The organism is Oligoflexus tunisiensis, assembly GCF_001748245.1.
Taxonomy (GTDB): Bacteria; Bdellovibrionota_B; Oligoflexia; order Oligoflexales; family Oligoflexaceae; genus Oligoflexus; species Oligoflexus tunisiensis.
This window is the reverse complement of the sequence record NZ_BDFO01000001.1, coordinates 6,485,830-6,509,470: the sequence shown is the minus strand read 5'-3', so window position 1 is coordinate 6,509,470 and position 23,641 is coordinate 6,485,830. Positions and strand designations below refer to the sequence as shown.

Genomic DNA, 23,641 nt, shown 5'->3' with positions numbered 1-23,641 from the left:
TCTGTCATCTTCAATGCGCCTCTAGCCAGTTATCGCCAAATCCGACTTCAACTTTTAAAGGAACGCCGAGGTCCATGGCATGCTCCATCGCATCCTTGATCAGATGCATGACCGGCTCGACTTCCGTGCGTGGACATTCAAATACCAATTCATCGTGAACCTGAAGAAGCATTTTAGCATGGTATCGTGATTCCTCCAGCTTCTTTTGGACCTGGATCATGGCCTTTTTGATAAGGTCCGCGGCGCTGCCCTGCACCGGTGAGTTCACCGCAATATTCTGCGCATTCGCCAGTCCAGCCCCATCCTGGCTGTTGTTGATTTCCTTGAGCGGCCGGCGGCGGCCCAAAATCGTGCGTGTGTACTCGTGCTCGCGCGCAAATTGGATTGAATTTTCAATATAACCACGAATCCGTGGATAACTGGTAAAATATCGATCAATAAATTCCTTGGCCTCTTTCATGGTCACTCCGGTTTCACGAGCGAGGCGCTGCGGGCCCATCCCATAAATGATGCCAAAGTTGATGGCCTTGGCCTGGGACCTCTGATTCGGAGTGACGTCCGACGCCGGAACGCCCAGGATTTTGGCGGCGGTCGCGGTATGGATATCCAGGCCCTGGGCAAAGGCCTCTTTCAGGTTCTCATCACCGGCAAGCGCAGCCAGAATGCGCAGCTCGATCTGCGAATAGTCCGCCGAGACAATAACCCAGTCTTTCTGAGATGGTCGGAAGGCCTTGCGAATTTCGCGACCGGCTTCGGACCGGATCGGAATGTTCTGCATGTTGGGATCCGACGAACTGAGGCGACCGGTGGCCGTTCCGGTCTGATGAAAGCTCGTGTGGATCCTGGTGGTGCCCGAATGGATCAATTGCGGCAGGCTGTCGACATAGGTGTTCTTGAGCTTGGTGACCATGCGATAGTTCAGCAGCGCCTTGGGCAAGGGGTGGCCTTCCATCTGCTCCAAAACAGAAACATCGGTGGAATAGCCTGATTTTGTTTTTTTGATGCGCTTCAGGCCGAGCAGCTCATGAATTTTCAGTTTTTCGAACAGGATGACCTGCAGCTGCTTCGGTGAGTTGATGTTGAACGTTTCGCCCGCAGCCTTGTAGATTTCCTTTTCCAAAATCGCGGCCTGGTCCGCCAGCTTATTGGAAATTTCACTCAGAATATCCATATCCACATTGATACCGCGATGCTCCATTTGCGCCAGAATCGGGACCAGAGGCATTTCGATGGTTTCGAAAATGGTGGTCAGCTCCATGGCCTCAAGCCTGGGTCGCAGCGCTTTATAAAGCCGCAGCGTATAGTCCGCGTCTTCACAGGCGTATTCGGTGAGTTTATCCAAAGGCGCGCTCAGCATCGAATTGTTCTTGTCCAGGATCTCCGACGTTGGAATCTTGCGATAATGGAGATAACGCAGACAGCAGTCATCGAGTCCATGACTGCGTTCGATCGGATCGATCAAATAAGCCGCCATCATCGTGTCGGCGAGCGGGCCCTGCACCTTGATGCCGATATTGGTCAACATTTGAAGATCGAATTTTTGATTGTGCCCGATCTTGAGCACACCGGGGCGGCTCAGAACCTGCGCGATCACGCTCTTCACCTGTTCTTCAGGCACAAGGCGATGGGATTCGTGCAACGGCACGTAATAGGCTTCCCCGGTTTCCACGGCAAAGCTGGCCCCGATCGGCACATCGGAGCAGCGATCGAGACCGGTGGTTTCGGTATCAAAGGCAATCGCATCCGCGTGGTTCATGATCTCCAGAAAATTTTTCAGTTCCGCTTCCGTGCGCACCAGCTGGTAAAGGTGCGAGGCCCGTTCCGCCACCTGCGCGGCGGTCAGCTCCGTGCTCTTGGGCAGAGTCTGCAGACGCTTGCGCACGCGATCCACGTACTGTTTGAATTCCAGTTCTTCCATCAAGGCCAGAAGCTCGGGGTTGGCCAGGGCGGTGTCGGGGTTGCAGCGCAGTTCACCGAGATCGTGATGCAGCACATGCTCGGTATGAATGGTCACCAGCTGCTTCGACATGTAAGCCATGTCCTTATTGGCTTCCAGGCTTTCCCGCTGACGTTTGTTGGAGATCTTGTCCAGGTTCGCATAGATGCCATCCAGCGAATGAAATTCCTGGATAAGTTTGGCCGCACCCTTGTCGCCAATGCCGGGCACACCGGGAACATTGTCGGACGCGTCGCCGATCAGAGCCAGGATGTCGATAACCTGTGAGGGCTTGCAGCCGAATTTTTCAAAGACGCCCTGCAGTTCGCAGACGGCATTTTCCCCGCCTTTTTTCGGCTGGAGAAGGCTGATGTGAGGGCCGACCAGCTGCATGAAGTCCTTGTCGCCCGAGACGATATAGCAATGCAGCTGCGGCGAAGCCTTCTGCACGACCAGCGAACCGATCAAGTCGTCGGCTTCCAGACCTGGCTCTTTCAGGATGGGCGCCTGCATGGCTTGAAAAAGCCGGAATAATAAGGGAATTTGGGCCGCCAGCTCCTCGGGCATCTCTTTCCGATTGGCTTTATAGGCCTCGTAGAGTTTGTGACGAAAGGTTTGCTCCTTGCTATCGGTGGCAAACACCAGGTAGTCTGGTCTTTCCTTTTCAATGAGGCCCCATAAAAAAAGCAGGGAACCGTAGACAGCATTCACGGGTTGACCGCTGGAGGTGCTCAGCGAACGAATGGCATAAAAGGTTCGAAAGGCCATAGCCATGGTATCTATGATAAAGAGGCGCTGTTTACTCATATCAGGAAATCCTTGGGAATGAATGTCTTGCACTTGGCAACGTACAGGTTTATCTGATTTTCGAGCCGTCGGGTAGACGCCTTTTCTGCATCCAGGAGGTGAATGTCCTTGTCCGCTAAATATTGGCTTATGAAAACCGAACCCGAAACATTTTCCTGGCAGGATCTTTTGCAGCGTCCGGGCCGTCGCGAATCGTGGGAAGGCGTACGCAATTATCAGGCGCGCAACTTCATGCGTGACGAATTTGCGGAAGGTCACGAGGTTTTTATTTATCACAGCAGCACAGGGGAACCCGGCATCGTCGGGGTGGCCCGGGTGGCCCGCGCGGCCTATCCGGATCCCACAGCCCTGCGGCCCGATTCGCCGTATTTTGATCCCAAATCAGCGGCCGACGGCAAATCCCGATGGGTCATGGTGGACGTGGAAGCCGTATCGTCCTTTGCCGAACCGATCACGTTAAAAGCCCTGCGCGAGCATCCCGAACTTCAGGAGATGGCCCTTCTGCAACGCGGGCAGCGTCTGTCCATCCAACCAGTTCGGCCGCAGGAGTGGAAGATTATTTGCAAAATGGCTAAACTGATTCCCATCGCTTGATGTTTTGGGAGTTATGAATGAAACCATTTGCCATCAAGGCTTCGCTGCTCCTTCTGAACCTGGTTCTGATCAGCTGTCAGCATACAGAAACACTATCCCCCACGCCGCCCCGTGCGGATGCGACCATCCGCGTGGACCCGCAAGTCCATGAGACGCATAAGCTTCGTTGGACGCCCTTGAGCCTCTATGTGGGCATGAATGTGCCTTATGCGCCGATTGCAGCGGTCAAAAAAGAGGTGGAAAAACGGGAAGGCGTGCTGTTGCAAAGCCGGGGGGAAGCCCATATTACAGTCATCTCGCCATCGGAGCTGAGCGCTCTGCGCAGTCGCCTGAGCCTGGAGCAGATCAATGGCACGATGGCAAAACTCTCGCTGCAATCCATTCCCTTTCAGCTCCACTGTCTTGGCAAAAGTCAGCTGAAGGAGGGCGAGCGGCGTTTGGCGGCTTATTATCTTTTGGTGCAGGCGCCTGGCCTGCTGCAGGTCCGTGAGAAATTGCGCCAGCAATTTGCAGCGGCGGGCGGGGACAAACAGGCCTTCGTTGTGGAGGACTATCAGCCTCACATCACGGTCGGCTTTACCGAACGCGATCTCAATCCGGAGGATGGGGTGAGCAAGGATGGGAAAAGCTGTGTTTACAAGGTCGAATAAATCTTCATCTGCACGCCAATTTTGAAACTCAACGCTTCGTAATCGGCCGACTGCGGCAGCGGTTCTTGCAGATCGGCTCCGGTTCCACTGGTCAGCGTCAAAAGATTGCCTGGTGCGACATTCTCGCGGTTCAGGCGCCCGGATGCAGCATCCCAGCTTTGGTCTGCGTCAGCCCACTGGATGCCTGCCAGGAAGGACAGGCGCTCGTTCATGGAGCGGGTGACCAATATTTCATGGCGCATGGCCCTTTGGGTCATGTCGGACAGGTGGAGATTCTGCGTGCTGGTCGGGGTGGAAACGTTCCGATCCTGGGTGCCTTTTCCCGTGGCGAAGCCGAGGGTGTAGGCCAGATTCCATTGGTCCGTCAAGTCATAATCAAGGTGCAGGCCGAGGCCGATGGTGCGCGCCTGATAGCTATGAAAGAATGTGCTGCCGTCCTCTTCACGAAACACGGTCCAGCGTTGTTCGGTAAATTCCGCTCGTGGCCCAATCGACCAATTACCGCCGTCGTAAAGAACCATATGGCAGCCAAGTCCAAGACCATTCAGGGAATCGAGCTTCCCTTCGCTGCTGGATCCGCCCCCCACAAAGGGCGCAAGATCACAGGAAACTTCGTTCGTTTTGGAAACCTGAGTATTCAATGCGGCCAAAGCCAGTGCTGCCATCCAAACCATAAATAGGTCCTACCCCTTGAATTTCTAGCGAGACTTGGTTTACTAAAGATTCAAGGGCGAGTCCAGATCAAAAGGCAGCTTTGACGCATCAAGATACAAAGATCGTTCTCAGACATTTTGACCTACGTGGGCGGTTTATCCCAAAGCGCGAATGCCTATGCTAAGATTCGAAATGGAGACGGGACAGTCTCCCCAGCAATCCACTCTTTCTAAAAAAATTGATTGGAGAACCAGCATTGTTGTGGAAAGTCTATAACATTGAAACCGGTAAAATCATGAAGGCGGGGTTTGAGTCCGAGGATGACGCCAAGGACTGGTTGGAACAGCGTTTTGAAGACCTTGCTGATGAATATGCCGTGGAAGAAATGGATCAGGACGAGGAGGACGATTGGCGCGAAGCCAATGAAGAGGACGAAGAGGCGGTCGTGGCTCCCGTTGTGGACGATGACGTGGATTATGCCGACGACGACGATGAGTACCTGGATGAAGATGACGAGGAATCCGATGAAGAGTCCCTCGATGAAGTCTTTGAAGATGAAGATGATGAAGACTGATTGATTTCAGACATTCGCAGCCATCACTCGGCGCCATTCTCACGATGGAGATCGCCGAGTGTTCGCTCCATCCGCTGCAGCGCATCCCGCACTTCCCCCGCTTGAATCGACAAAGGTGGCACAAAATACATGGTGTTGCCCAGGGTTCGCATGAGCAGACCATGGCGCCGGGCGATGGTGGGAACCTTTTGCGCCAGCGGATGAAAGTAATCCCCGGCGCCGGAACCCGGCAATTCAAAGGCAAGGATGGCGCCCAGGGCCCGCGGGGAGATAAGCCCCAGGTCCTGGGCCCGCCGCGCGATCCAGTTCCGGGTTTCCGTTTCCATGGCAGCCACGCGATCCAGAATTTTTTCACTGCGATAGATGTCGAGGGCCGCGAGCGCCGCCGCACAGGCCAGGGCACTGCCAGTAAAGGTGTGGCCATGCAGCAGAGCCTTGGACCCATCCTGATCCAGAAAACTTTCAAACATCGCTTCGGTCGTGAGCGTCACAGCCAGAGGCAAAGTCCCACCGGTCAGCCCCTTGGCGATACAGACGATATCGGGCTGCAGGCCGGCGCGTTCAAATGCAAAATAGGAACCGACGCGGCCCATGCCCGTGAAAACTTCATCGAGAATCAGCGGCAGAGCATATTCCCGGCAGAGGCGGCCAAGGGTTTGCAGCCAGGTCAGGTCCTGAAAATTCATGCCCGATGCGCCCTGCACCCAGGGTTCAATGATCACACCGGCCAGCTCATGCCCGTGGTTTTGAAACATGGCTTTCAATTCATCGAGGCCGCGCGCCAGGGATTCCGGTCCTTCCGGACAGATCGGTGAAGCGTGGGAGGTCACAGGCGCAAGACTTTTTCCGGCAAAAAGATAAGGGGAAAAGGCCTTATGAAAACCTTCTGAGGCCCCGACCGACATGGCTCCGAAGGTGTCACCGTGATAGGCACCTTTAAAGAAGAGAAAACTCTTTCGATGATAAATGCCGCGATTCTGCCAGCTTTGAGCGACCATTTTCAAGCCGACTTCGACTGCGCAGCTGCCGTTGTCCGAATAAAACACGCGGGGGAGCTGGCCCTGGGAAAGCTTCACCAGCTCCTTCGCCAAAAGGCTCGCCGGTTCGTGTGTCGCGCCGGCAAAGATGCAGTGATCGATTTTTTGATGCTGACGGGCAATGGCCGCGCCGACTTTGGGATGACCGTGACCTGTGGAATTGGTCCACCACGAGGCGCTGGCATCGATCAGTTTTTCACCGCTCGCGGTTTCCAGATAAATGCCCTGGGCCTTCACGAGCGGCAGAGGATCCGGTGCGGTCTGATGCTGGGTATAAGGATGCCAGCAATGCTGCCGATCATAGGCATACCAGGCGGCAGGATCCGTGGTTTGGTTTCTTAACGTGACGGCATCGAACAGTTCCTCCGCGGCCCTGTGCCATGCGGCGGAAGGTTGCGTGAGATCCAGCCAGGGAAAAGGAATAAAACGCTGATCCGGTCGCATGCGCTTGAGGCTTTGGAGATTGGCCTCATGCGCCGGTCCATTGATCACCACGGCGAGGACTTCAATGCCGGCAGCATCCAGGGCTTCCAGCGTTAAAAGGGTGTGATTGAGCGTGCCGAGCCCACTGCCGGCCACCACCACCGTCGGAAGCTGCAGCATGCGGATGCAATCGCGCCAGGTTTCGTTTTGCTCATTCAGTGGAACAAGGAGTCCACCGGCGCCTTCCATCAGAATATCCGCGGCAGGATCCAGCGCCGCGCCGATCGCTTCCACCGTAGGCGCCTCCCGCACCGCGGCTTGCGCCGCCTGATCGGGAGAAGCGGGCAGGGGATAGGACCAAACGCGTCCCGCATAGGGCTGGACTGCGGGGCAAAGACGCTCCACCTGATCGCGGTCGATCGAGTCCCCACCGGTCTGCACAGGTTTCCAATAATGCAGCGGCTGACCACGCCGGGCGGCTCCGACCAGCAGGGCGGCGGATATGATGGTCTTGCCGACATCGGTCCCGGTTCCCGTAACAAAGAGTTTCATGCAATGATCCTTTGAGCCAGTTCCGTCAGAACTTCTTTGATCCGCTCCTCATCGGCATCCGAAAGACCGGCATGCAGGGAGAGACGCAGGCGGCCGCTGCCCTCGGGAACAGTGGGAGGACGAATGGCCCGGGCCAGAACCCCGCGTTCCGCGCAAAAATTCTCCGCGGCCAGGGCTGCGCTTTCCGGTCCGAGAATGATGGGAATGATATGGGAAACGCTGCCACCTTTATTGAAGCCAAGCGCTTCGATATGCCGATGCAGACGTTCGACCCGGGCGGCAAAGGCTTCCCGCTCTGACGTCAGACCTTTCATGGTCCGGATGCTTTCCTGAAGAGCGGCCGCCAGCCAGGGCGAAGCCCCGGTGGTAAACACAAAACTGCGTGCGGTATTGATCAAATGATCGCGAAGCCAGGCCGGCCCACAGATGAAGGCTCCACTGCCGGCCATGGCCTTGCCGCAGGGATTGACGGAAATATAATGGGAGTGATCGACACCCTGGGCCGCCATCCAGCCTTCACCCTCAGGTCCATAGACACCCAGGGCATGCGCTTCATCGACGATTAGCACAGCCTCATAACGCTGAGCGAGCGCACTCAGTTCCCGTGCCGGACAAAGATCACCGTCCATACTATAAAGGGATTCCACGACGACGAGCTTCAGCTGCGCCGTTGACTTTTGCAGCAGACTTTCCAGATGCCCCAGATCATTGTGCCGGAAGATTTGTTTTTGTTCGGGTTTAAGTCGCGCCAGACGCATCCCATCGATCAGACTCGCGTGATTCCATTCATCCGAAAAATAAACGGCATCGCCGAGGTGCAGGGCGCTCATCAAGGCTTCATTGGCGGCATAACCGGACGTGAAGAAAAGGGAGCTGGCCGCACCTTTCCATGCCGCAAAAGCCTCTTCGACTTCAGCATAAATCGGGTGTTCGCCGCCAAGGAGGCGACTGGCCCCAGAGCCCGTTGGCCACGGAGCTGCTGCAGCCCGCGCCCGCGCTTGAAACCCGGGGTCCTCGCGCAGGCCCATGTAATCGTTGTGCGTGAGATCAATCCCGCTGTCCGGATCCACGGGTCGCAGGCGGCGCCTTCGGTGCAAGGCGTCCAGCTTTGCGAGTCTCACCTGGATGAGATCAGCGAGCTTTTTCATCAGGGAGCCGCCTGGCAGGCAACCCCGTCGCCCTTTCCACAGCTGGTGTGTTCACGCTCGGGTGAGCCGGCCTCCACAGGTTTCAAACCAAGACGCTGCAAAAGGGAGCGATCCCGATCCTCGCCCGGGTTGGGGGTGGTCAGCAGTTTATCGCCGGTAAAGATCGAACTGGCACCGGCCATAAAACAAAGGGCCTGAGCCTCATCGCTCATCTGCGTGCGACCCGCGGACAAACGGACCCGACTGGTCGGCATGATGATGCAGGCGGTGGCAACGGTTCGTACCATTTCAAAGATATCGATATCCTTTTCGTTGGCCAAAGGCGTGCCTTCGATCTTCACCAAAAGGTTGACAGGAACAGATTCCGGATGCGGACAGAGCTGGTTCAACTGATGCAGGAGTCCAACACGGTCGTTTTTCGTTTCGCCCATGCCCACGATACCGCCGCAGCACACGGTCATGCCCGCTTTGCGGACGTTATCCAGTGTGTTCAGCCTGTCCTGATAGACGCGCGTGCTGATAATGTCGCCGTAGTATTCGGGCGAGGTGTCGAGGTTATGATTGTAGGCATAAACGCCTGCTTCGGCGAGCTGCTGCGCCTGCTCTTCATCGAGCATGCCGAGGGTCGTGCAGACTTCCAAGCCTAATTTGCGTACCTCGCGCACGGCTTCGAGCACCTTCTCGAACTGGGGGCCCTTTTTCGGGGGATTCCGCCAGGCGGCGCCCATGCAGAAGCGGCTCGAACCGTTGTCCCTGGCTTCCCGGGCGGCAGCCACGATATCGTCCACGGGCAGAAGTCCATGCGCGGCCACATTGGTCGCGTGATGGGCGCTCTGCGGGCAGTACGCGCAATTTTCCTTGCAACCGCCTGTTTTGATCGACAGCAACGTGCTCATCTGAATTTCATCTGGAGCGTAGTAGCGTCGATGGACACTTTGCGCCAGATACACCAGGGTGGTGATTGGCAAATCATAAATCGCCTGGATTTCCTCGCGTGAAAAATCATAACGCGGTTCGCCCAAGGCCAATTGTTCCAGGTCCAACATCCAAAAACCCCCTCTTTTGATCCTCTCCAGGGCCTCATTCTTAGTACAATTTATGGGTGTTTGCGAGAGATATTGGCGAAAACGGTGCAACGTGGTAGCAATCTTAGCTCCTAAGTGATGACAGGTACGAAACGGCGATTGTAGTATAGTAGAAATGTCAAAATTACCAATCGGGAGTCATGCGCCAGATGTTGAATTTCGCACTGCACCGGATTTTTCGCATCGTGACAGGTTTAAGTTTGGTTTTCATGCTGAGTCTGGGATCAGGAGCAGCTCTAATGGCGCAGGGTGCGCCGGTCACAGATGCAAGCAAAGCCGGTGACGTCGCGGGTGAGACCGTGACGGAAGTCGCCGATTTTGGATCGCAGTCCATCCTGAGCCAGGCCTGGCGCAGTGGTATCGTCGTCTTCACCGTGCTCGTGGTCCTGATCTCCTTCTCGGTGATCAGCTGGGCGATTTTTATTTGGAAACTGGTCATTCTGAAGAAACACACCGCCACCAGCGAGGCGTTTATCAAGAATTTCTGGGAAAGCCGCTCGCTGAATGATCTGAACAGCCGCCTGGGCGAGTATCCTTATAGTCCGGCCAAGGAAGTCTTCCGGACCGGCTATGCTGAGCTGGTTCGTGGCAGTCAGCTGAAGGAGCATGCGACCCAACCGCAGCTGGCGATCAACGCGGCGATTGAAAACCTCAATCGCTCCCTCAGCAAAGCCAAGCGTATCGAGCGAAAGAAACTCGAATCGTATCTGTCTCTGCTCGCCATCATCGCCTCCTCCGCACCTTTTATCGGCCTCTTCGGAACAGTTTGGGGTATCATGGGATCATTTGAAGGGATTGCGCGGTCAGGTTCGGCCAGTCTCGCGGCGGTCGCCCCTGGTATTTCGGAAGCTTTGATCGCCACGGCCTTTGGTCTTTTGGCGGCCATTCCCGCTGTGATTGGCTTTAACGCGGCCAATAACAAGATTCGCAATCTGGTTGGTTCCCTGGATGGGTTCTGCGCTGACTTTTTGAATATCGTCGGTCGCTATCTGGTCAGCGAGAAAAAGGGTGGAGCGGCGGCTTCCACTCATTCACCCCTGTGAGGCGCTCTCATGGATTTTAAATCATCCCAGTCTGATAATGAGGAAGAGAGTGGGCATATGGCCGACATCAACATCGTGCCTTTGGTCGATGTGATGCTCGTGCTCCTGATTATCTTCATGGTGACGGCTCCCCTTTCCATCGGGGGCATTAATGTGGACCTGCCCAGCAGCAAGGCCCGCAGCCGTGATATGTCGGAAGATCGCGTGGTGCTGTCGATCAACTCCAAAGGCGAATATTTCATCGAGAAAATGGAAGTTCCCGCCGGGGTGCTGGATCAGCGCCTGAAGGAGCTGTACCAGCAGCGCGAGAAGAAGGACCTGTATATTCGTGCGGACAAGACCGTGGTCTATGGTCGTGTCGTCGATGCCATGAGCGCAGCCAAGCTAGCCGGAGTGACCCGCATCAGCATGTTGACCCAGGCCCCCACTAAACCATAATCACGAGGGACGCCCTTGGCACCGATCAGTGAGTCCGAAAACGAAGCCATGGCGAGAGACTCCCGCTCGCTCATGATTTTTATCGGTATATCCGTAGCCGCCCATCTGATTGGCTTCATCCTCAGCTTGTTCGACATTTTCGGCCTCCCTCAACCGGCCCTGGAAGAATGGAGCATAGACACCGAACTCCTGAATGAAATGGAAATGGGTTCGGCGCCCAAAACCGTGATTCCCAGCGCCGAAAAGGCCGAAGAGGCCACCGTGCCCACCAACCAGCTCCCGCAGCTTCCCAAAACCGTGACGATCAAGGAAAAGATCAAGGAAGAGGAAGGGGTGATGGAGGAGAAAAAAGACGAGAAAATCGAAGAGGGCAAGAACATTACCAAGGACGCGGAGGAGGACGGACAATCCATCGTCAAGCCTGACGCTGCCGTCAAGCTCAAGAAATCCGAAGCTCTGGAACGCCTCGTCCGCGAAAAACTGAAAGAGCAGCAGAAAGAGGAAACCAAGGAGCTGAAGACTCAGGAAAAATCCGACCTGGCTCAGATCCGTGATGTCCTGAAAAATGCCGGTGTGACCCAGAGTGCCGGCGGGATCGTGGCCATAGCCGAACACAATCGCTACCGTGCCTATCTTGGAGCCTTGCTGAAAAGAAATTATGCCATGCCTTCCACCTACCAGGTGACCAAAGCGGATATGTTTGCTGTGTTGAGTATCGTGATCAATGTGCGCGGTGAGCTGATGAACGTTGAAGTGTCCACGAGCTCCGGGGATTCCGTGTTCGATGACTACTGTATGCAGACCGTGCAAAAATCCACGCCTTTCAATCCGCCGCCGAAGGATATGGCAGGGGAACCCATTGCTGTGAAATGCAATCGCTGAACCATGAGGAGTTCGAAGACAATGAAGCGTCTGTCCGTCGTACTATTTGCCCTTTGGACGGTGCTGTCCACGGCCTATGGAGCTGAACCCAGCAGCCAAATGACGATCAATATCGATAATCCAGCCTTCCGCAAGCTGGTTGTGGCGATTCCAAAGATTCAGGTCGCCGGCCAGGTGCAGAGCCCCCAGGGAAAAAAACTGGCCGAAGAAGGGTCGCTGGAACTGGTGCGTCTTTTGCAGTTTTCCGGCTTTTTTTCAGCCCTGGCCGAAGGAGCCTATAGCGGCGCCTGGGATCAGTTCGCCAAAGCCAGGAAGACCACGGAATCCGCAGCCTGGATCACCGACAGCAAAGGCTTGAGTGGGGAAGAGGTGGTGCAGTGGCGCGCGCTCGGCGTGGAATCCCTGACCATGGGAGCTCTGACGGAAGATCCCCAGAAAGGTCTGACACTCTCCTTTAAAACCTTTGATGTGAATCGCAGCAAGGAAATTCTGGCGAAGCAGTTCACCCATATCACCGATTACAAGGCTTCGATTCGACAGTACGCGGACTTCCTTTTGGAAGCCTACACCGGAAAATCCGGCATCTTTAATTCCAAGATCGCTTTCGTCGGACGCCGCACCAAGGCCTCGAGCAAGCAGATCTTTGTTGCCGACTTTGATGGCTCCAATATCACGCAGATCACCGATGGCGACGTGCCTCACCTCTCGCCCATGTGGAGTGCGGATGGGCGTTACCTTGTCTACACATCCTATGAAACCAAGTCCCCTGATCTTTTTGTTTACGATACCACGACGCGCACCAAACGCCGGGTGACCAGCTCCCCTGGTCTCGACAGCGGAGGCAACTTTGCACCCAATGGCAAGGTCATTGCGCATACGAGTTCACGCGGCGATGATACGGATATCTTCACCATCACTCCGGCCGGTTCCGATCGCAAGGTGCTGCTGGAAGGATCGGGACTGGATGTGGATCCCAAATTTTCCCCAGATGGCAAGTGGCTGGCCTGGGTTTCCGGTCGCTTCGGCAATCCTCATATTTTTGTGGCAACCTTGACCTGGAACGGCGACACACCCAAGATCGCTGGCGACAAACGCCTGACCTACTCGGGCTGGTATAATGCAACCCCGGCCTGGACGCCGGAATCCGATAAGATCGCCTTCGGTGGTTATGATCGCGATATCGATCGCTGGGACATTTTTATCATGAATCCTGATGGCACGCAGCTCGAGCGTCTGACCCTGAAAAGTGGCGACAGCGAAAACCCCAGCTTTTCACCCAATGGTCAGCTGATCGTCTTTCAATCGAACCGGATCGGAAGCTCGAATGCCAAGGGGCTGAATGCTCTTTGGATCATGAATCGGGATGGCAGCAATCAGCAGAAGCTGGATGTCAGCGGGCTTTACGATGCCCAGACCCCCAACTGGTCCTCCAACCGGCGGGGTCAGTAAAGTTCCGGCGCCTGCGCGACCCTTCCGCCGGAAAGTGCAGCGAAGCTCTGCGGCAGCCGCCGCAACCCTTCCGCCGGAAAGTGCAGCGAAGCTCTGCGGCAGCCGCCGCAACCCTTCCGCCGGAAAGTGCAGCGAAGCTCTGCGGCAGCCGCCGCAACCCTTCCGCCGCTTCCTTTTTTAAGAGATAATGAACTGACAGCCTCGCTCCCTGCGGGGCTTTTTTTCAGAATGTGTTATCTCCAGGAGCCGCTATGGGTTATTTTCGGCGGTTATGGCTGGTCTGCTTATGCCTTGGCAGCCTGATGGCGGCACGGAGCGAGGCGGGCCAGTATCGGGAAGCCCGGGCTGGTGTTGTGGACCTGGCCGATTGGAAAGGTGAATTCACGCTGGCCCTGACCGGCGAATGGTATTTTTTCCCCCATGAACTGCTCGAGCCCAGGGATTTCCTGCATAAAATTAGGGATCCCTCCTTTCAGTCCCTCTATGCAACCATCGGCCAGTCCTTTCCCGAGTCCTCGGCAGGAGGTGAAGACAACCGCGGTTACGCAACCTATGTGCTCCGCATCAGGAATTGGCCGACCCGTCTGGCTCTTGGAGTTTTCGGAATCGATGCCTATACCTCGTCGCGAACCTGGTTCTTTGGGCAGGATGGCCAGGGAACTGATCAGCCGGTGCAATCCCTGGGACAGGTGGGAACGAGTGAAGAGGCGTCCGCTCCCCAGATCCGGACGTCCAACATGGAACCGCTGCTTGCCGTGGAAGAGCAGGATTATTTTTTCCTGATCCAGGTCAGTAATTACTATCATGCCTGGGGCGGCCTTTGGGAGCCACCCCAGGTCGCATCCATTCGGGTTGTCAATGCTGAGGAAAAGCAGCGGGAGCGCCTTTCTTTTTTCGTGGTGGGTTGTCTCATCTTCGCGGCCGCCTATAGTTTCAGTCTCTTTAGCCGTCGTCCGGAGGATCGCGGTTCGCTCTATCTCGGTTTCATGGCTGTGGTCCTGGCCTTTCGCTCGGCCTCGGTAAACTTTTTTCCAGCCACTCTGTTCGGTAGTTATTTTCTGGCTTATGCGGTGGGTTTGAAAGCTCTCTACATGATGATGATGCTGGTCCCTATGCTGGCCGGGCAATTCATTCGTTGCTATTTTCCGCGGTACATTCCTCCGCGCATCCATCAGAGTCTGGTGGTCTTCCTGAGCCTTGCTTCCATTTTCTTCGCTGTGGCCCCTAGTCAGATTTTCACTTACCTTGGCACACCCGCACAGGTCATCGGCATGGTCTCAGGCACCTTCTACCTGCTCTGTGCAGTACGTGCCTTCTTCGCTGGAGAAAAAGGGGCGAGCCTGGTGATTCTGGGATCCACGGCCGTTTTCATTGGAGCTCTTTTCGATATTCTGGCGGAAAAGGGCTATCTGCATGTCCCCCTCAACGTGATCAATCTCGGCTTTGTCGTTTTCATTATGCTGCAGAGCCAGATCGTGGCCGTTCACTTTGCCTATGCCTTCCGTCGGGCCGAGCATCTGAGTCGTGAATTGAAATCTGAAGTGGATCGGCAGACGCGCGATATCAAATCCATTCTGGATAGCATTCAGCAGGGAATTTTCACGCTTGTGGGTAACGGCTGGACGATTGGCAGTCAGTTTTCAGGCCATTTGAAAAAGATCGTAAGGAAGGAAGCCATTGCCGGCGCCGGTCTTGAGGATATACTCTTCAATCATTCGGACCTGAACGGTGATACCAAATCGCAGACCATGGCGGCCTTGAATGCAGCCTTGGGCTCGGACCCCATGGTCTTTGATCTGAATGCGCATTGCCTTGTCCCGGAGCTGGGCTTTACCCCGGAAGGGACGGACCAGGTCCGCACGCTGGAGCTGGAATGGACACCGATGGTGGATGCCAGTCAGTCGGTGGACAAGATCCTTGTCTGTGTGCGGGATGTCACCGAAATCCGCTCCCTCCAGCAGAAGACCCGGGAACAGGAAGAGGAACTTGGCATTCTGCAGGAAATTCTAAAGATTCCGGAGGAACGCTTTCAGCGCTTTATTCAAAAGACCGAGGAATACCTGCGGCAGAATCGGCAGCTGATTCTGAACGCCGGCAGCTACCGGAAGGCCGATATCGTTCGCAACCTTTTCATGAACATGCATACCATCAAGGGTACGGCGCGGACCTACTTCCTTCATGCGATCTCAGCCGCGAGCCATGATGTCGAGCAATATTATGCGGCTCTCCAAAGAGAGGAAGCGGCCTGGCACGAAGATCGCCTTTTGAATGATCTGGAACGCGTGAGTTCGCTCGTCCAGCGTTATGAACAGGTGGGCCGTGATAAACTGGGCTGGGCAGCATCCGACAAGGTTTTACGGCTGCCACGCCGTCGCCTTCTCGATGGTCTCGATCGCCTTTCCACGTTGCATGTTGAGCCTTTAAGCGAGGAGGGCGGGAAAGCTCTTTCCGACGTGGAAAACATCCTGATGGAAAGCTGCTACAGTCCGATTCAAACCATCCTAGAGGACGCCTGCAAGGGTGTCGATTCCCTGGCCCGTGACCTCCATAAGCATGTGCCGGATATCAAGATCTCGCCGTCCAGCGTGATCCTGCGCGATGATGGGGCCGATCTTCTGCATAGCATTCTGATTCACCTGGTACGCAATGCCCTCGATCACGGCCTCGAAACTGCGGAGCAAAGAGAGGCGGCTGGAAAATCCCCACAGGGCAAAATCCAGATCGAGATCGAGGAGCGGGGGAGCGATCTGGTTCTTTATTTCAGCGATGATGGACAAGGCCTGGATCTGGACCGGATTGAGCACAAGGCGCGGGAATCCGGTTTGCTCCAGCCTGGACGCCGTTATGCGACGGAGGAACTTGCCGATCTGATTTTCCAGTCGGGCTTTTCCACCAAGGAAGCGGTCACGGAAGTGTCCGGACGTGGCGTCGGGATGGATGCGGTCCGTAATTACCTGGAAAGTGCGGGTGGGGAAATTTCTCTGCAGCTCTTCGACACGCATGGGCCCGCCAAAGGACTGGCTTTCCGTTTCGAAATCATCCTGCCAACCGCGGTCTGGTGGAGTCCAACCCGCCGTCACACGCAGAGTCAGGTGATGCCGCTCAAGCAACCTTGTTGATGACGCGATCGGAGATTTCATCCGGTATGCGAACCCTGAATTCGCAGCCATGGCCCTTGCGGCTTTCGACCTCGATATGACCGCCGAGCTGCTTCACGGCATCCAGCAGCGAAGCCATGCCCACCCCACGCCCCGAGACTTCTGAGACCGATTCCGCAGTGGAAAATCCTGGAAGGAATATCAGGTGAGCTTTCTGCTGCTCCGAGAGGCTATCAAAGGCTTCCGGGGTGACGAGATTCTTTTCGATGGCGACATCGCGGATGCGATCCAGATCAAGACCCGCCCCATCGTCCTGTATGGTCACCAGGAGTTCACCGGCATGACGCCGGATGGCGAGTTCGATACGGGCCCGGGGATTCTTCGGCGCCCGTTTCTCCGGAAATTCGATGCCATGGTCGATGGCATTACGCAGCATATGGGACAGATTGCTGATCACGCTGGTCAGCTTTTCCGGATTCACCAGCACATCACCGCCGTTGACATGGATGTCGACCTCCTTGCCCAGTCGCGCCGCCAGCCGGCTCGTATGAGTAAGCATGGCGCCAAACAGGGAACGGATAGGCACGAGCTTCACTTCCTGCACCCAGACATCGAAGACGCGCTGAATTTCACTTGGGGCGCGCATGATTTCCAGGATCTTGTGCATATTGTGGAAGGCCTGGAAAGGAACGAGCACACCCTGGCTGCCATCCATGCTGGGATCGAGTCCGATCAGGTCCTGATAGGAGCTCATGAACTGATGAATCCTGCTCGCGATTTCCTCGAGCTCAGCGGGCCCGATGTTTTCAAGATCCTCGGTCGTATGGATATACCGGGCCACATCATCCAGACCGTAGGTGGCAAAGTTGCCTTTCAGGGTATGCAGCACCATCCGCAAACGGTTTTCATCACCTTGTTTCAGGGCCTCACTGGCCAGTTTCAGCTCGCGCATGGAGTCCGTTATGAAAGTCTGGAAAGCGAATTTGTCCTGCAGAATGCTGAGAAGGGTTTGATTGATCCTGGCATCCCTTTCCGCTTTCACGAGTTCGGTGACTTCGGTGATGGTAAAGAGGATGGCGTGGACGGATGCATCCTCATCGCGCACGATGGAACCCTGCAGCGACAGCACACGCTGATCGAGGGTGATGCGGCTATGAATCTGGCTCAGGCTCACTTCATCCGGCAGAAGACCGGAAAAGACCTGGGAAACGGCCATCTGAAAGTGGGGCCGCTCCCTGTCGTTGAATTCCAAAAGATCGTGCAGTTTCTGTCCCACGGTTATGGGGCGACCGATCAGGTCCTGACAGGACTTCGTGAAGCCCTCCCTGACCGCCAGATCCGGTCCGACCAGCAGAAAGCCGGCCTTGACATTGTCGAGAATGATGCGAATGGTTTGGGTGCGATCCTTGACCTTTTTTTCCAGATCATCGTTGAGACGTCGAATCTCGAATTCGGCGTCCTTGATGCGATGGAAGGCGCGGGAGAAACGCTTGGAAATCAGTATCGCCTGGAACAGGATAAAGAGGAAGAGACCCATATGCGAAAGCGTGGTCGTCCTCATGAGATTGTGATTTTTGAGGATGTCATTGCCTATGGTCAAGATGAAAATACCAAAGCCGAAGGCGATCAGAATCGCGCCATCACGTTGCTCGGGTTTGGCACAGGCCAGGCATTTCACGAGATAGCTTGAGACGAGCAGTATGCAGATTTCAAACGGAATGAGCAGAACCCCATGCTGATACAGAGGGAGAACGCCGACGATTACGGTATAAATCAGTGAAGCGACGATAACGAAGTTCACGACCCTTCGGGAAATACTCCTGTGGAACAGGACATAGATGAAATTGCAGCAGGTGAGCGAGGGCACACTGATCCCCCAGTATTCGAAGCGATACTGCCAATGGAAATCCGGTTGATCAAAAATCTCATACAGAAGCAGGCCTTCCGAACGACAGATGGTCCGGATGCCGATCCAAAGACAGAACATGCCGAAGAGAAAGGGATCAATCCGTTCGCGACGCAGCGCAAAGAGACTGAAATGGTAAAAGGCCATGATGAAGATCGCGCCCACGACAAAGGCGTCGCGTATTTTGGCAGCCGCATGTTTCATCGTGATTTGAGACGTGTATCCAATCGTAATTGCCGTGGAGGAGCTGAGGAACTGATAGTTGGAATAACCGGAGATTTGGATCACGATATCGAGCTCGCGGGCCTCACCCTGCAGAACGTGCGTCACAGGCCGCAGCGCGGGCTTTTCGTCGGCGATGCTGGTTCCCACCCGACCCGGATTGGAGATCTGTTCCCCGTTGATCCAAATACGGCTCGCAGAGCGCAGTTCCGGAAAGAAAATCGTATAGCGCCAGGCCGGTTCCGGCAGGCGCACCTGCATGCGGAAGGTGCCGTGGCGCAGCTCACCGAACTTATGGTCTTTTGGAATGATGGCAATCAGAGAAAGTTTACGCGGAGGTTCCCGCGCTTGAATCTCGGCCGGGGTGAGGAGTTCGGCCGGATAGAAATCCCAGTCCTCGGTAAATTCATAATTGGACGTGCCAAAGGGAAAGAGGCGGAGGTCGGTTTGAGCGAACGGCGTCCCCGCGCGCGCCACTTCCATAAGGAGGGCCACGATCACGCTGAAGAGCAAGTTAAGCAGTCGAAGCATTCGCTCTATCCTGTCACGTTTTCGTAAATGTTATCGGACGGATAGAGGGAAACCTTAGAGGTATCTGCAGATGGCTTATCCCCTGAGAAACAACAACGTTCCTCAGGAACTTTTGGAAAGGACCAAAGGCCGTGATCAGCCTTCAGCCTCCTTTTGGGCAGCCTGAATCCACTCCTGCATCGCCGGCAGTTTCGCGACGGTTTCCACATAGCCCTCGATGGCGCCGGTGAGTGGGATGGAATAGGTCGTCATGCGGGTGGTGACCGGCGCATACATCGCATCCGCGATGGAGAATTTGCCAAAGAGGAAGGGTCCACCCGAGCGGTTGAGGCATTCATTCCAGATTTCAAATACGCGTTTGAGGTCGCCCTGCGTATCGTCATTCAAAGCAGGTGTCGGCAGGCGTCTCTTGACATTCATCGAGAGCTGCTGGCGCATGGCCGCGAACCCGGAGTGCATTTCAGCGCTGACACTGCGCGCCAGTGCACGATCCTCGATTTTGCTCGGCCACAGTTCCTTCTCAGGAAAGAGCTCACTCACATATTCGGCAATGGCCAGTGAATCCCAGATGCGGAGCTCTTTGTGGATAAGGACGGGCACACGGCCCGAGGGGGAATACTGGCGAATCTGTTCACGCGTCGAAAGCTGGTTCAAAGCGATGACCACTTCCTTGAACGGAATGTTGGCCTGTTTCAGCACAAGCCAGGGACGCAGCGACCACGAGGAGAAAGTCTTGGAACCCACTACCAATGTCATATCCATGTCGAGCCCTCCTATCGTTGGTTTGGATTAAATAGGGGAACCGAGGCTTTGTCCAGTGTCAGCTTGGATTTTTTGTCCCGGATTGCGACGCAGAACTGACCCGCCATTGATCATGCTGGAGGTCCGGTTTTTTTCTGTGCCATTCGTGCCATAGCCGTAATATACAGAATTTTTGGATAGATGGCCTGAGTTGAACCCGGGTATCGAGAAAACGAAATCTTTACAGTGAATTTCGGCTTATTCACCACGGCATGAATATACGCATTTTCCCCATGATATTGATTGACCTCCTGCCGGAAAAACGATATCCCCCGTTGGTCATTTTGACAAAACCGGACAGAGTAGTATCAGGGGAACAGGTCATGAGATCACAACGATTTTTGATGCCGGCTTGCCTTCTATTGATCGCAGGTACAGCACAAGCGCAGATCGAAACAGCTCCAGTTCAGACCACCTATTTGGAGTACTTGCGCTATCAGCAGTATGTCCATAGCGCCTCGGAAAGCACCCAACTCGGTGAGGAAACACTCTTTGATGCCCTGGTGGGATATCGACTCACCGAAGACACGTCCTTGAAATTCCGCCTTGATATCGATCCCAACCGCGGATCGGTCGACAATAAGACCTCCAAACTCAACCTCCGCCTCCTTCACCACTATGAACAATTTGATTTCCAGGCTGACCTGCTTCTGAATGGCGACGACAACGGTCGCGGCGCCACTACCCTCGGTCTTGACCGGACTTCGAAATATTCCTGGATTTCCTATACCCCGAACGACACGATATCCGTGCGTTTCTATCCTTATAACTTCGGAACGGAAATTGGCCGCGAATTCCGCACCTGGGACGTGGCGCGCGTGTTCCAAATCGAAGGCACGCCAGCTTACATTTCGAACCTGCCGATTGAAGACGAAACCATCGGCACCAAAACGCTGCCAGGCCTTGAGCTGCAGTGGAAGCCCACAGAATCACTCGTGGCCTATGTTGGTGTAGGTTCGGCGGGTTTTCACTATCCCGCAACTCCTGGCTTCACCATCGAGGAGAATGCTTCGTCAGAACGCTGGAAAGTGAAGGAGGACCGCGGCTACAAGGCTGGTCTTCATTACAATACGGCGGACACCCTGGCGCTCGTTGAATACGCCACGCATTCCAATAGCACCGCCGCCGGCTCGATGCTCGAAGCCGCCTGGTCGCTCCAATTGAATCAAAAATTTGGCCCCGCCATCGTGAACTTTGAGCGGACCTGGACCAAAGCCGCGACCAACGCCTGGCGCCTGAATCGCGATATGACCTGGTTCCATGATATCGCTCCCTTCCGCCCTGTTTACAGCGATTACTATGGCAACCGTCAGGATTGGCTTGGCAAGGTTGATGCTGCAACCATGATCAAGGCTGGATATAATTTCGGCGCCATCACTCCGTTTTTGGCTTATAAAATGATTGGCAAGTATTTCATAGATCGTGAACGTGAGTCGGCTCATCGTCTCAGGACATCCGATGAAACCGCCTCCCATGGTGGTCTCAACATGCTGGTGGTCGGCGCGGATTACACGGCTGGCAAATTCAACTTCCGCCCCGAAATTGAGTTCATGCAGGCGGAAAATGCGGTTTTCGGCAATCGCACCGATGTTCGCGAAGACCGCGTTTTGAGTGAATTGAACAAAGAAGATACCGTGGTAAAACTGACGACGACCTATCACTACTGAGACATCGCGAATAGCCGAACAAGGGGCTCCTTATGAAAACGATTCGAGTTATGAGTTTAGCTCTTGCTCTCGTCTGCTCCCCGATTCTGACCAGCTGTTCCGATGACAGTAAGAATCGTCAGGCCGAGGCTGAGCAATTTCAAGCCATTGAAGACCTGATCGCCGCGGTGCACACCGTGGAACAGGATTTCGCGCAAGGTTTCCTTTTGAAGGATGCCACGGAGCGTGACCGGACCGAACTGAAACAGAATCTTTATGATCTCAAGATTGCCACCTATCGCCTCAGAAACAATCCTTATGATTCCGATGCTCTGGCTCACCTCTATCAGGCCTTCATGGTCTACGATAAACTCAATCTTTTGGAAGACGACCGGGCCCGCCTCGGCGGTCTTGATGTGCAGCTCCGCGCCACGCTTGATGCGGTGGCCACCCTGCAGGGCAAGACTCTGGAAGGTATCGAACGCCCGCTGTTCCAAAAGTATTTCAACCTGGAATTGGCTCCCTTTGCGGCGACCAAAACCTGGCGCATCGACGGTACACGTGACAAGAAATATGTGATCGGTGACGGCAAGGCCACGGCCTGGCTGCTCTCGCCCCGCATGGACTTGAGCCAGGTGGGAAGCCCTGCCTTCATGGTGGATCAGGCGATCAACGAACGCGGACTGCCGTTCCTTGACGGTGTCATGTACCTCGTTTCGCAGGACTATGTTTCCGGTGATCCGGAGCAGGCGACCTGGGAATCGATCAAGATCAATTCCATGCCCGACGGCAGCAGCTACAACTATCGGAAGAGCGAGGCGGTCAGCCTGAGCGCCTATGCTGGCAAAAAGATCGTCATCGCCTTCAAACTCGATGGCGAGAAACTGAAGTTCATGCCGGGCACGGCGAAGTCCGCCTGGCAAATTTCCAGTTTTACCCTTCTGGGAACCGGCAAGGTCAACTATGAGCAGCTGAACCTCGCAGGCTCCGGCTCCGGCAACGGCGGCAACAATGGTGGGGAAGTGGCCGGACCGGCCCGTGATCTGCCTCTGCCTTACGTCAAGAGTTTCCGCGATAATGCCTTCACCAACTTTGCCGTTGCCTCGTCGGCTTCAACGTCCGAGGCTAAAGGTTGGACGATCTATAAGTACACCTCGGGTGATTCCTGCTGTGCGAAAGTCGGCGGCAGCAACACGACGAGCTGGCTTTTGAGCCCGCGTTATGACCTGAGCAAGGTGCAGAACCCGCAGTTCTTCTACCGCCAGGCTATCACGAGGGAACCTGAAAATGATGATGTGATCAGTGTCCTCATCACGACGGATGAATCGCTGGCCGATCTTTCGAAAGTGAAATGGGAACGGGTCACCTTTACCAAAAAACCGAAGTACGATCCCAAGTATGTCTTCGAAAATACCGAGATGATCGATTTGAGCCGTTATGCCGGCAAGAAAATCGTGATCGCCTACAAGTATCAGCTGGGCGAAACCTCGAGCTGGCCGATCTGGGAAATCGATTCCATGCAGATCCTGGGCAGTGGAACCTTGAGCCATGATCCGGTGACGGTTGGATCGCTCGGCGATGATGCGCCGGTGGTCCCGACGCCCGAACCTGAGCCGACCGTGCCGAGCCTTTACAAGAAGGTGTTCAAGGACACAGGCCTGACCGATTTTGCGGTGGAAACCACCCAGGGTCTGGCTGCCAATGGCTGGAACGTCTTTACCATTCCCAACCGACCTACGCCCTGCTGTCTGAAGGTGGCCGGCAGCGAATTGACGAGCTGGCTCGCCAGCCCCCGTTTTGATCTGACGGACGTGAAAAATCCCCAGGTCTGGTTCCGCCAGTCCATCGCCAAGCTGGAACCTGCCGCGACGGATGTCATGACGGTTTGGGTGACAACTGATGAAAACATCACGAGTCTGGCGACGGCTCAATGGGAACCGCTGACGGCGATCAAGGTCCCGGCCTATACGGACAAGTTTGTGTGGGAGAATTCTGAGACTTTTGATCTCAGCCCCTACGCCGGCAAGAAGATTGTGATTGGATTCCGTTACCAGTCTCCGGTCATCAACAACTGGCCAACCTGGGAACTTGATTCCTTGCAGCTTGAAGGCAACGGCACCTTGAAAATGGAGCCGGTGGTTTTGACTCCATCGGCCGGTTGAAAA

17 protein-coding genes are annotated in these 23,641 nt (G+C 55.2%); 10 read left to right on the top strand and 7 right to left on the bottom strand.

From position 1 onward, the window contains the following. Positions 1-10 precede the first annotated feature (10 nt). Positions 11-2,743: a DNA polymerase I gene (polA, locus tag OLTU_RS26910; RefSeq protein WP_141735819.1), complete on the bottom strand. Its 2,733-nt coding sequence runs from the start codon at positions 2,741-2,743 to the stop codon at positions 11-13. Between the two features lie 129 nt (positions 2,744-2,872). On the opposite strand from polA, the gene OLTU_RS26905 reads away from it, so the two are divergent. Further along, the gene (locus tag OLTU_RS26905) at positions 2,873-3,337 is read left to right on the top strand and encodes an EVE domain-containing protein (protein WP_218110288.1); all 465 of its coding nucleotides are present in this window, start codon (positions 2,873-2,875) and stop codon (positions 3,335-3,337) included. Between the two features lie 17 nt (positions 3,338-3,354). After that, positions 3,355-3,987: a 2'-5' RNA ligase family protein gene (locus OLTU_RS26900; protein WP_141735817.1), complete on the top strand. Its 633-nt coding sequence runs from the start codon at positions 3,355-3,357 to the stop codon at positions 3,985-3,987. Here the strand turns inward: OLTU_RS26900 and OLTU_RS26895 are convergent. After that, positions 3,972-4,661, bottom strand: a complete 690-nt coding sequence (locus tag OLTU_RS26895) for a hypothetical protein (RefSeq protein WP_141735816.1) — start codon at positions 4,659-4,661, stop codon at positions 3,972-3,974. The two genes, OLTU_RS26900 and OLTU_RS26895, sit on opposite strands and share 16 nt — an antisense overlap. A gap of 236 nt (positions 4,662-4,897) precedes the next feature. On the opposite strand from OLTU_RS26895, the gene OLTU_RS32130 reads away from it, so the two are divergent. Next, entirely contained in the window at positions 4,898-5,215 is a 318-nt protein-coding gene (locus tag OLTU_RS32130) for a hypothetical protein (protein ID WP_176737001.1), read from the top strand. 23 nt (positions 5,216-5,238) lie between these two features. Here the strand turns inward: OLTU_RS32130 and bioA are convergent, their stop codons facing one another. Genes bioA through bioB form a run of 3 tightly spaced genes read right to left on the bottom strand, consistent with a single transcriptional unit; the run spans position 5,239 to position 9,397 of the window. After that, positions 5,239-7,227 carry an adenosylmethionine--8-amino-7-oxononanoate transaminase gene (bioA, locus tag OLTU_RS26885; protein WP_141735815.1) on the bottom strand — a complete coding sequence of 663 codons (1,989 nt, stop codon included), beginning with the start codon at positions 7,225-7,227 and terminating at the stop codon, positions 5,239-5,241. Further along, entirely contained in the window at positions 7,224-8,375 is a 1,152-nt protein-coding gene (locus OLTU_RS26880; protein ID WP_141735814.1) for an aminotransferase class I/II-fold pyridoxal phosphate-dependent enzyme, read from the bottom strand. The genes bioA and OLTU_RS26880 overlap by 4 nt, the downstream gene beginning before the upstream one ends. Next, positions 8,375-9,397 (bottom strand): biotin synthase BioB, encoded by a 1,023-nt coding sequence (bioB, locus tag OLTU_RS26875; RefSeq protein WP_141736880.1) that lies wholly within the window; start codon positions 9,395-9,397, stop codon positions 8,375-8,377. The genes OLTU_RS26880 and bioB overlap by 1 nt, the downstream gene beginning before the upstream one ends. Before the next feature lie 203 nt (positions 9,398-9,600). On the opposite strand from bioB, the gene OLTU_RS26870 reads away from it, so the two are divergent. The 5 genes from OLTU_RS26870 to OLTU_RS26850 all read left to right on the top strand — a co-directional run bounded on the left by OLTU_RS26870 (position 9,601) and on the right by OLTU_RS26850 (position 16,391). Continuing rightward, on the top strand, positions 9,601-10,503 hold the full coding sequence (locus OLTU_RS26870) for a MotA/TolQ/ExbB proton channel family protein (RefSeq protein WP_141735813.1): 903 nt from the start codon (positions 9,601-9,603) through the stop codon (positions 10,501-10,503). A 9-nt stretch (positions 10,504-10,512) separates the two neighbouring features. Continuing rightward, positions 10,513-10,941: an ExbD/TolR family protein gene (locus OLTU_RS26865; protein WP_218110286.1), complete on the top strand. Its 429-nt coding sequence runs from the start codon at positions 10,513-10,515 to the stop codon at positions 10,939-10,941. Between the two features lie 15 nt (positions 10,942-10,956). After that, the gene (tolA, locus tag OLTU_RS26860) at positions 10,957-11,823 is read left to right on the top strand and encodes a cell envelope integrity protein TolA (RefSeq protein ID WP_141735812.1); all 867 of its coding nucleotides are present in this window, start codon (positions 10,957-10,959) and stop codon (positions 11,821-11,823) included. A gap of 21 nt (positions 11,824-11,844) precedes the next feature. After that, positions 11,845-13,272, top strand: a complete 1,428-nt coding sequence (locus OLTU_RS26855; protein ID WP_176736999.1) for a PD40 domain-containing protein — start codon at positions 11,845-11,847, stop codon at positions 13,270-13,272. Between the two features lie 251 nt (positions 13,273-13,523). Next, positions 13,524-16,391, top strand: coding sequence for a 7TM diverse intracellular signaling domain-containing protein (locus OLTU_RS26850; protein ID WP_141735810.1), 2,868 nt, complete (start codon positions 13,524-13,526; stop codon positions 16,389-16,391). Here the strand turns inward: OLTU_RS26850 and OLTU_RS26845 are convergent. Both OLTU_RS26845 and OLTU_RS26840 read right to left on the bottom strand, forming a co-directional pair. After that, positions 16,375-19,029 (bottom strand): 7TM diverse intracellular signaling domain-containing protein, encoded by a 2,655-nt coding sequence (locus OLTU_RS26845; protein WP_141735809.1) that lies wholly within the window; start codon positions 19,027-19,029, stop codon positions 16,375-16,377. The two genes, OLTU_RS26850 and OLTU_RS26845, sit on opposite strands and share 17 nt — an antisense overlap. Positions 19,030-19,164: 135 nt before the next feature. Further along, positions 19,165-19,791, bottom strand: coding sequence for a glutathione S-transferase family protein (locus tag OLTU_RS26840; RefSeq protein ID WP_141735808.1), 627 nt, complete (start codon positions 19,789-19,791; stop codon positions 19,165-19,167). 362 nt (positions 19,792-20,153) lie between these two features. Here OLTU_RS26840 and OLTU_RS26835 point away from each other — a divergent pair, with 362 nt between their 5' ends. Continuing rightward, on the top strand, positions 20,154-21,497 hold the full coding sequence (locus OLTU_RS26835) for a hypothetical protein (RefSeq protein ID WP_141735807.1): 1,344 nt from the start codon (positions 20,154-20,156) through the stop codon (positions 21,495-21,497). Positions 21,498-21,529: 32 nt separating this feature from the next. Then, a complete protein-coding gene (locus OLTU_RS26830) occupies positions 21,530-23,638 on the top strand; it encodes a choice-of-anchor J domain-containing protein (RefSeq protein WP_141735806.1) in 2,109 nt (702 codons plus the stop codon). Positions 23,639-23,641 lie beyond the last annotated feature (3 nt).

Bases quoted from the DNA above. Each gene is read 5' to 3' on its own strand.
- bioA (WP_141735815.1), bottom strand. From the start codon at position 7,227: ATGAAACTCTTTGTTACGGGAACCGGGACCGATGTCGGCAAGACCATC.
- OLTU_RS26900 (WP_141735817.1), top strand. From the start codon at position 3,355: ATGAAACCATTTGCCATCAAGGCTTCGCTGCTCCTTCTGAACCTGGTT.
- OLTU_RS26850 (WP_141735810.1), top strand. From the start codon at position 13,524: ATGGGTTATTTTCGGCGGTTATGGCTGGTCTGCTTATGCCTTGGCAGC.
- OLTU_RS26840 (WP_141735808.1), bottom strand. From the start codon at position 19,791: ATGGATATGACATTGGTAGTGGGTTCCAAGACTTTCTCCTCGTGGTCG.
- OLTU_RS26830 (WP_141735806.1), top strand. From the start codon at position 21,530: ATGAAAACGATTCGAGTTATGAGTTTAGCTCTTGCTCTCGTCTGCTCC.
- OLTU_RS26870 (WP_141735813.1), top strand. From the start codon at position 9,601: ATGCGCCAGATGTTGAATTTCGCACTGCACCGGATTTTTCGCATCGTG.
- polA (WP_141735819.1), bottom strand. From the start codon at position 2,743: ATGAGTAAACAGCGCCTCTTTATCATAGATACCATGGCTATGGCCTTT.
- OLTU_RS26880 (WP_141735814.1), bottom strand. From the start codon at position 8,375: ATGAAAAAGCTCGCTGATCTCATCCAGGTGAGACTCGCAAAGCTGGAC.
- OLTU_RS26905 (WP_218110288.1), top strand. From the start codon at position 2,873: ATGAAAACCGAACCCGAAACATTTTCCTGGCAGGATCTTTTGCAGCGT.
- OLTU_RS26895 (WP_141735816.1), bottom strand. From the start codon at position 4,661: ATGGTTTGGATGGCAGCACTGGCTTTGGCCGCATTGAATACTCAGGTT.
- OLTU_RS26865 (WP_218110286.1), top strand. From the start codon at position 10,513: ATGGATTTTAAATCATCCCAGTCTGATAATGAGGAAGAGAGTGGGCAT.
- OLTU_RS26855 (WP_176736999.1), top strand. From the start codon at position 11,845: ATGAAGCGTCTGTCCGTCGTACTATTTGCCCTTTGGACGGTGCTGTCC.
- OLTU_RS26835 (WP_141735807.1), top strand. From the start codon at position 20,154: ATGAGATCACAACGATTTTTGATGCCGGCTTGCCTTCTATTGATCGCA.
- OLTU_RS26845 (WP_141735809.1), bottom strand. From the start codon at position 19,029: ATGCTTCGACTGCTTAACTTGCTCTTCAGCGTGATCGTGGCCCTCCTT.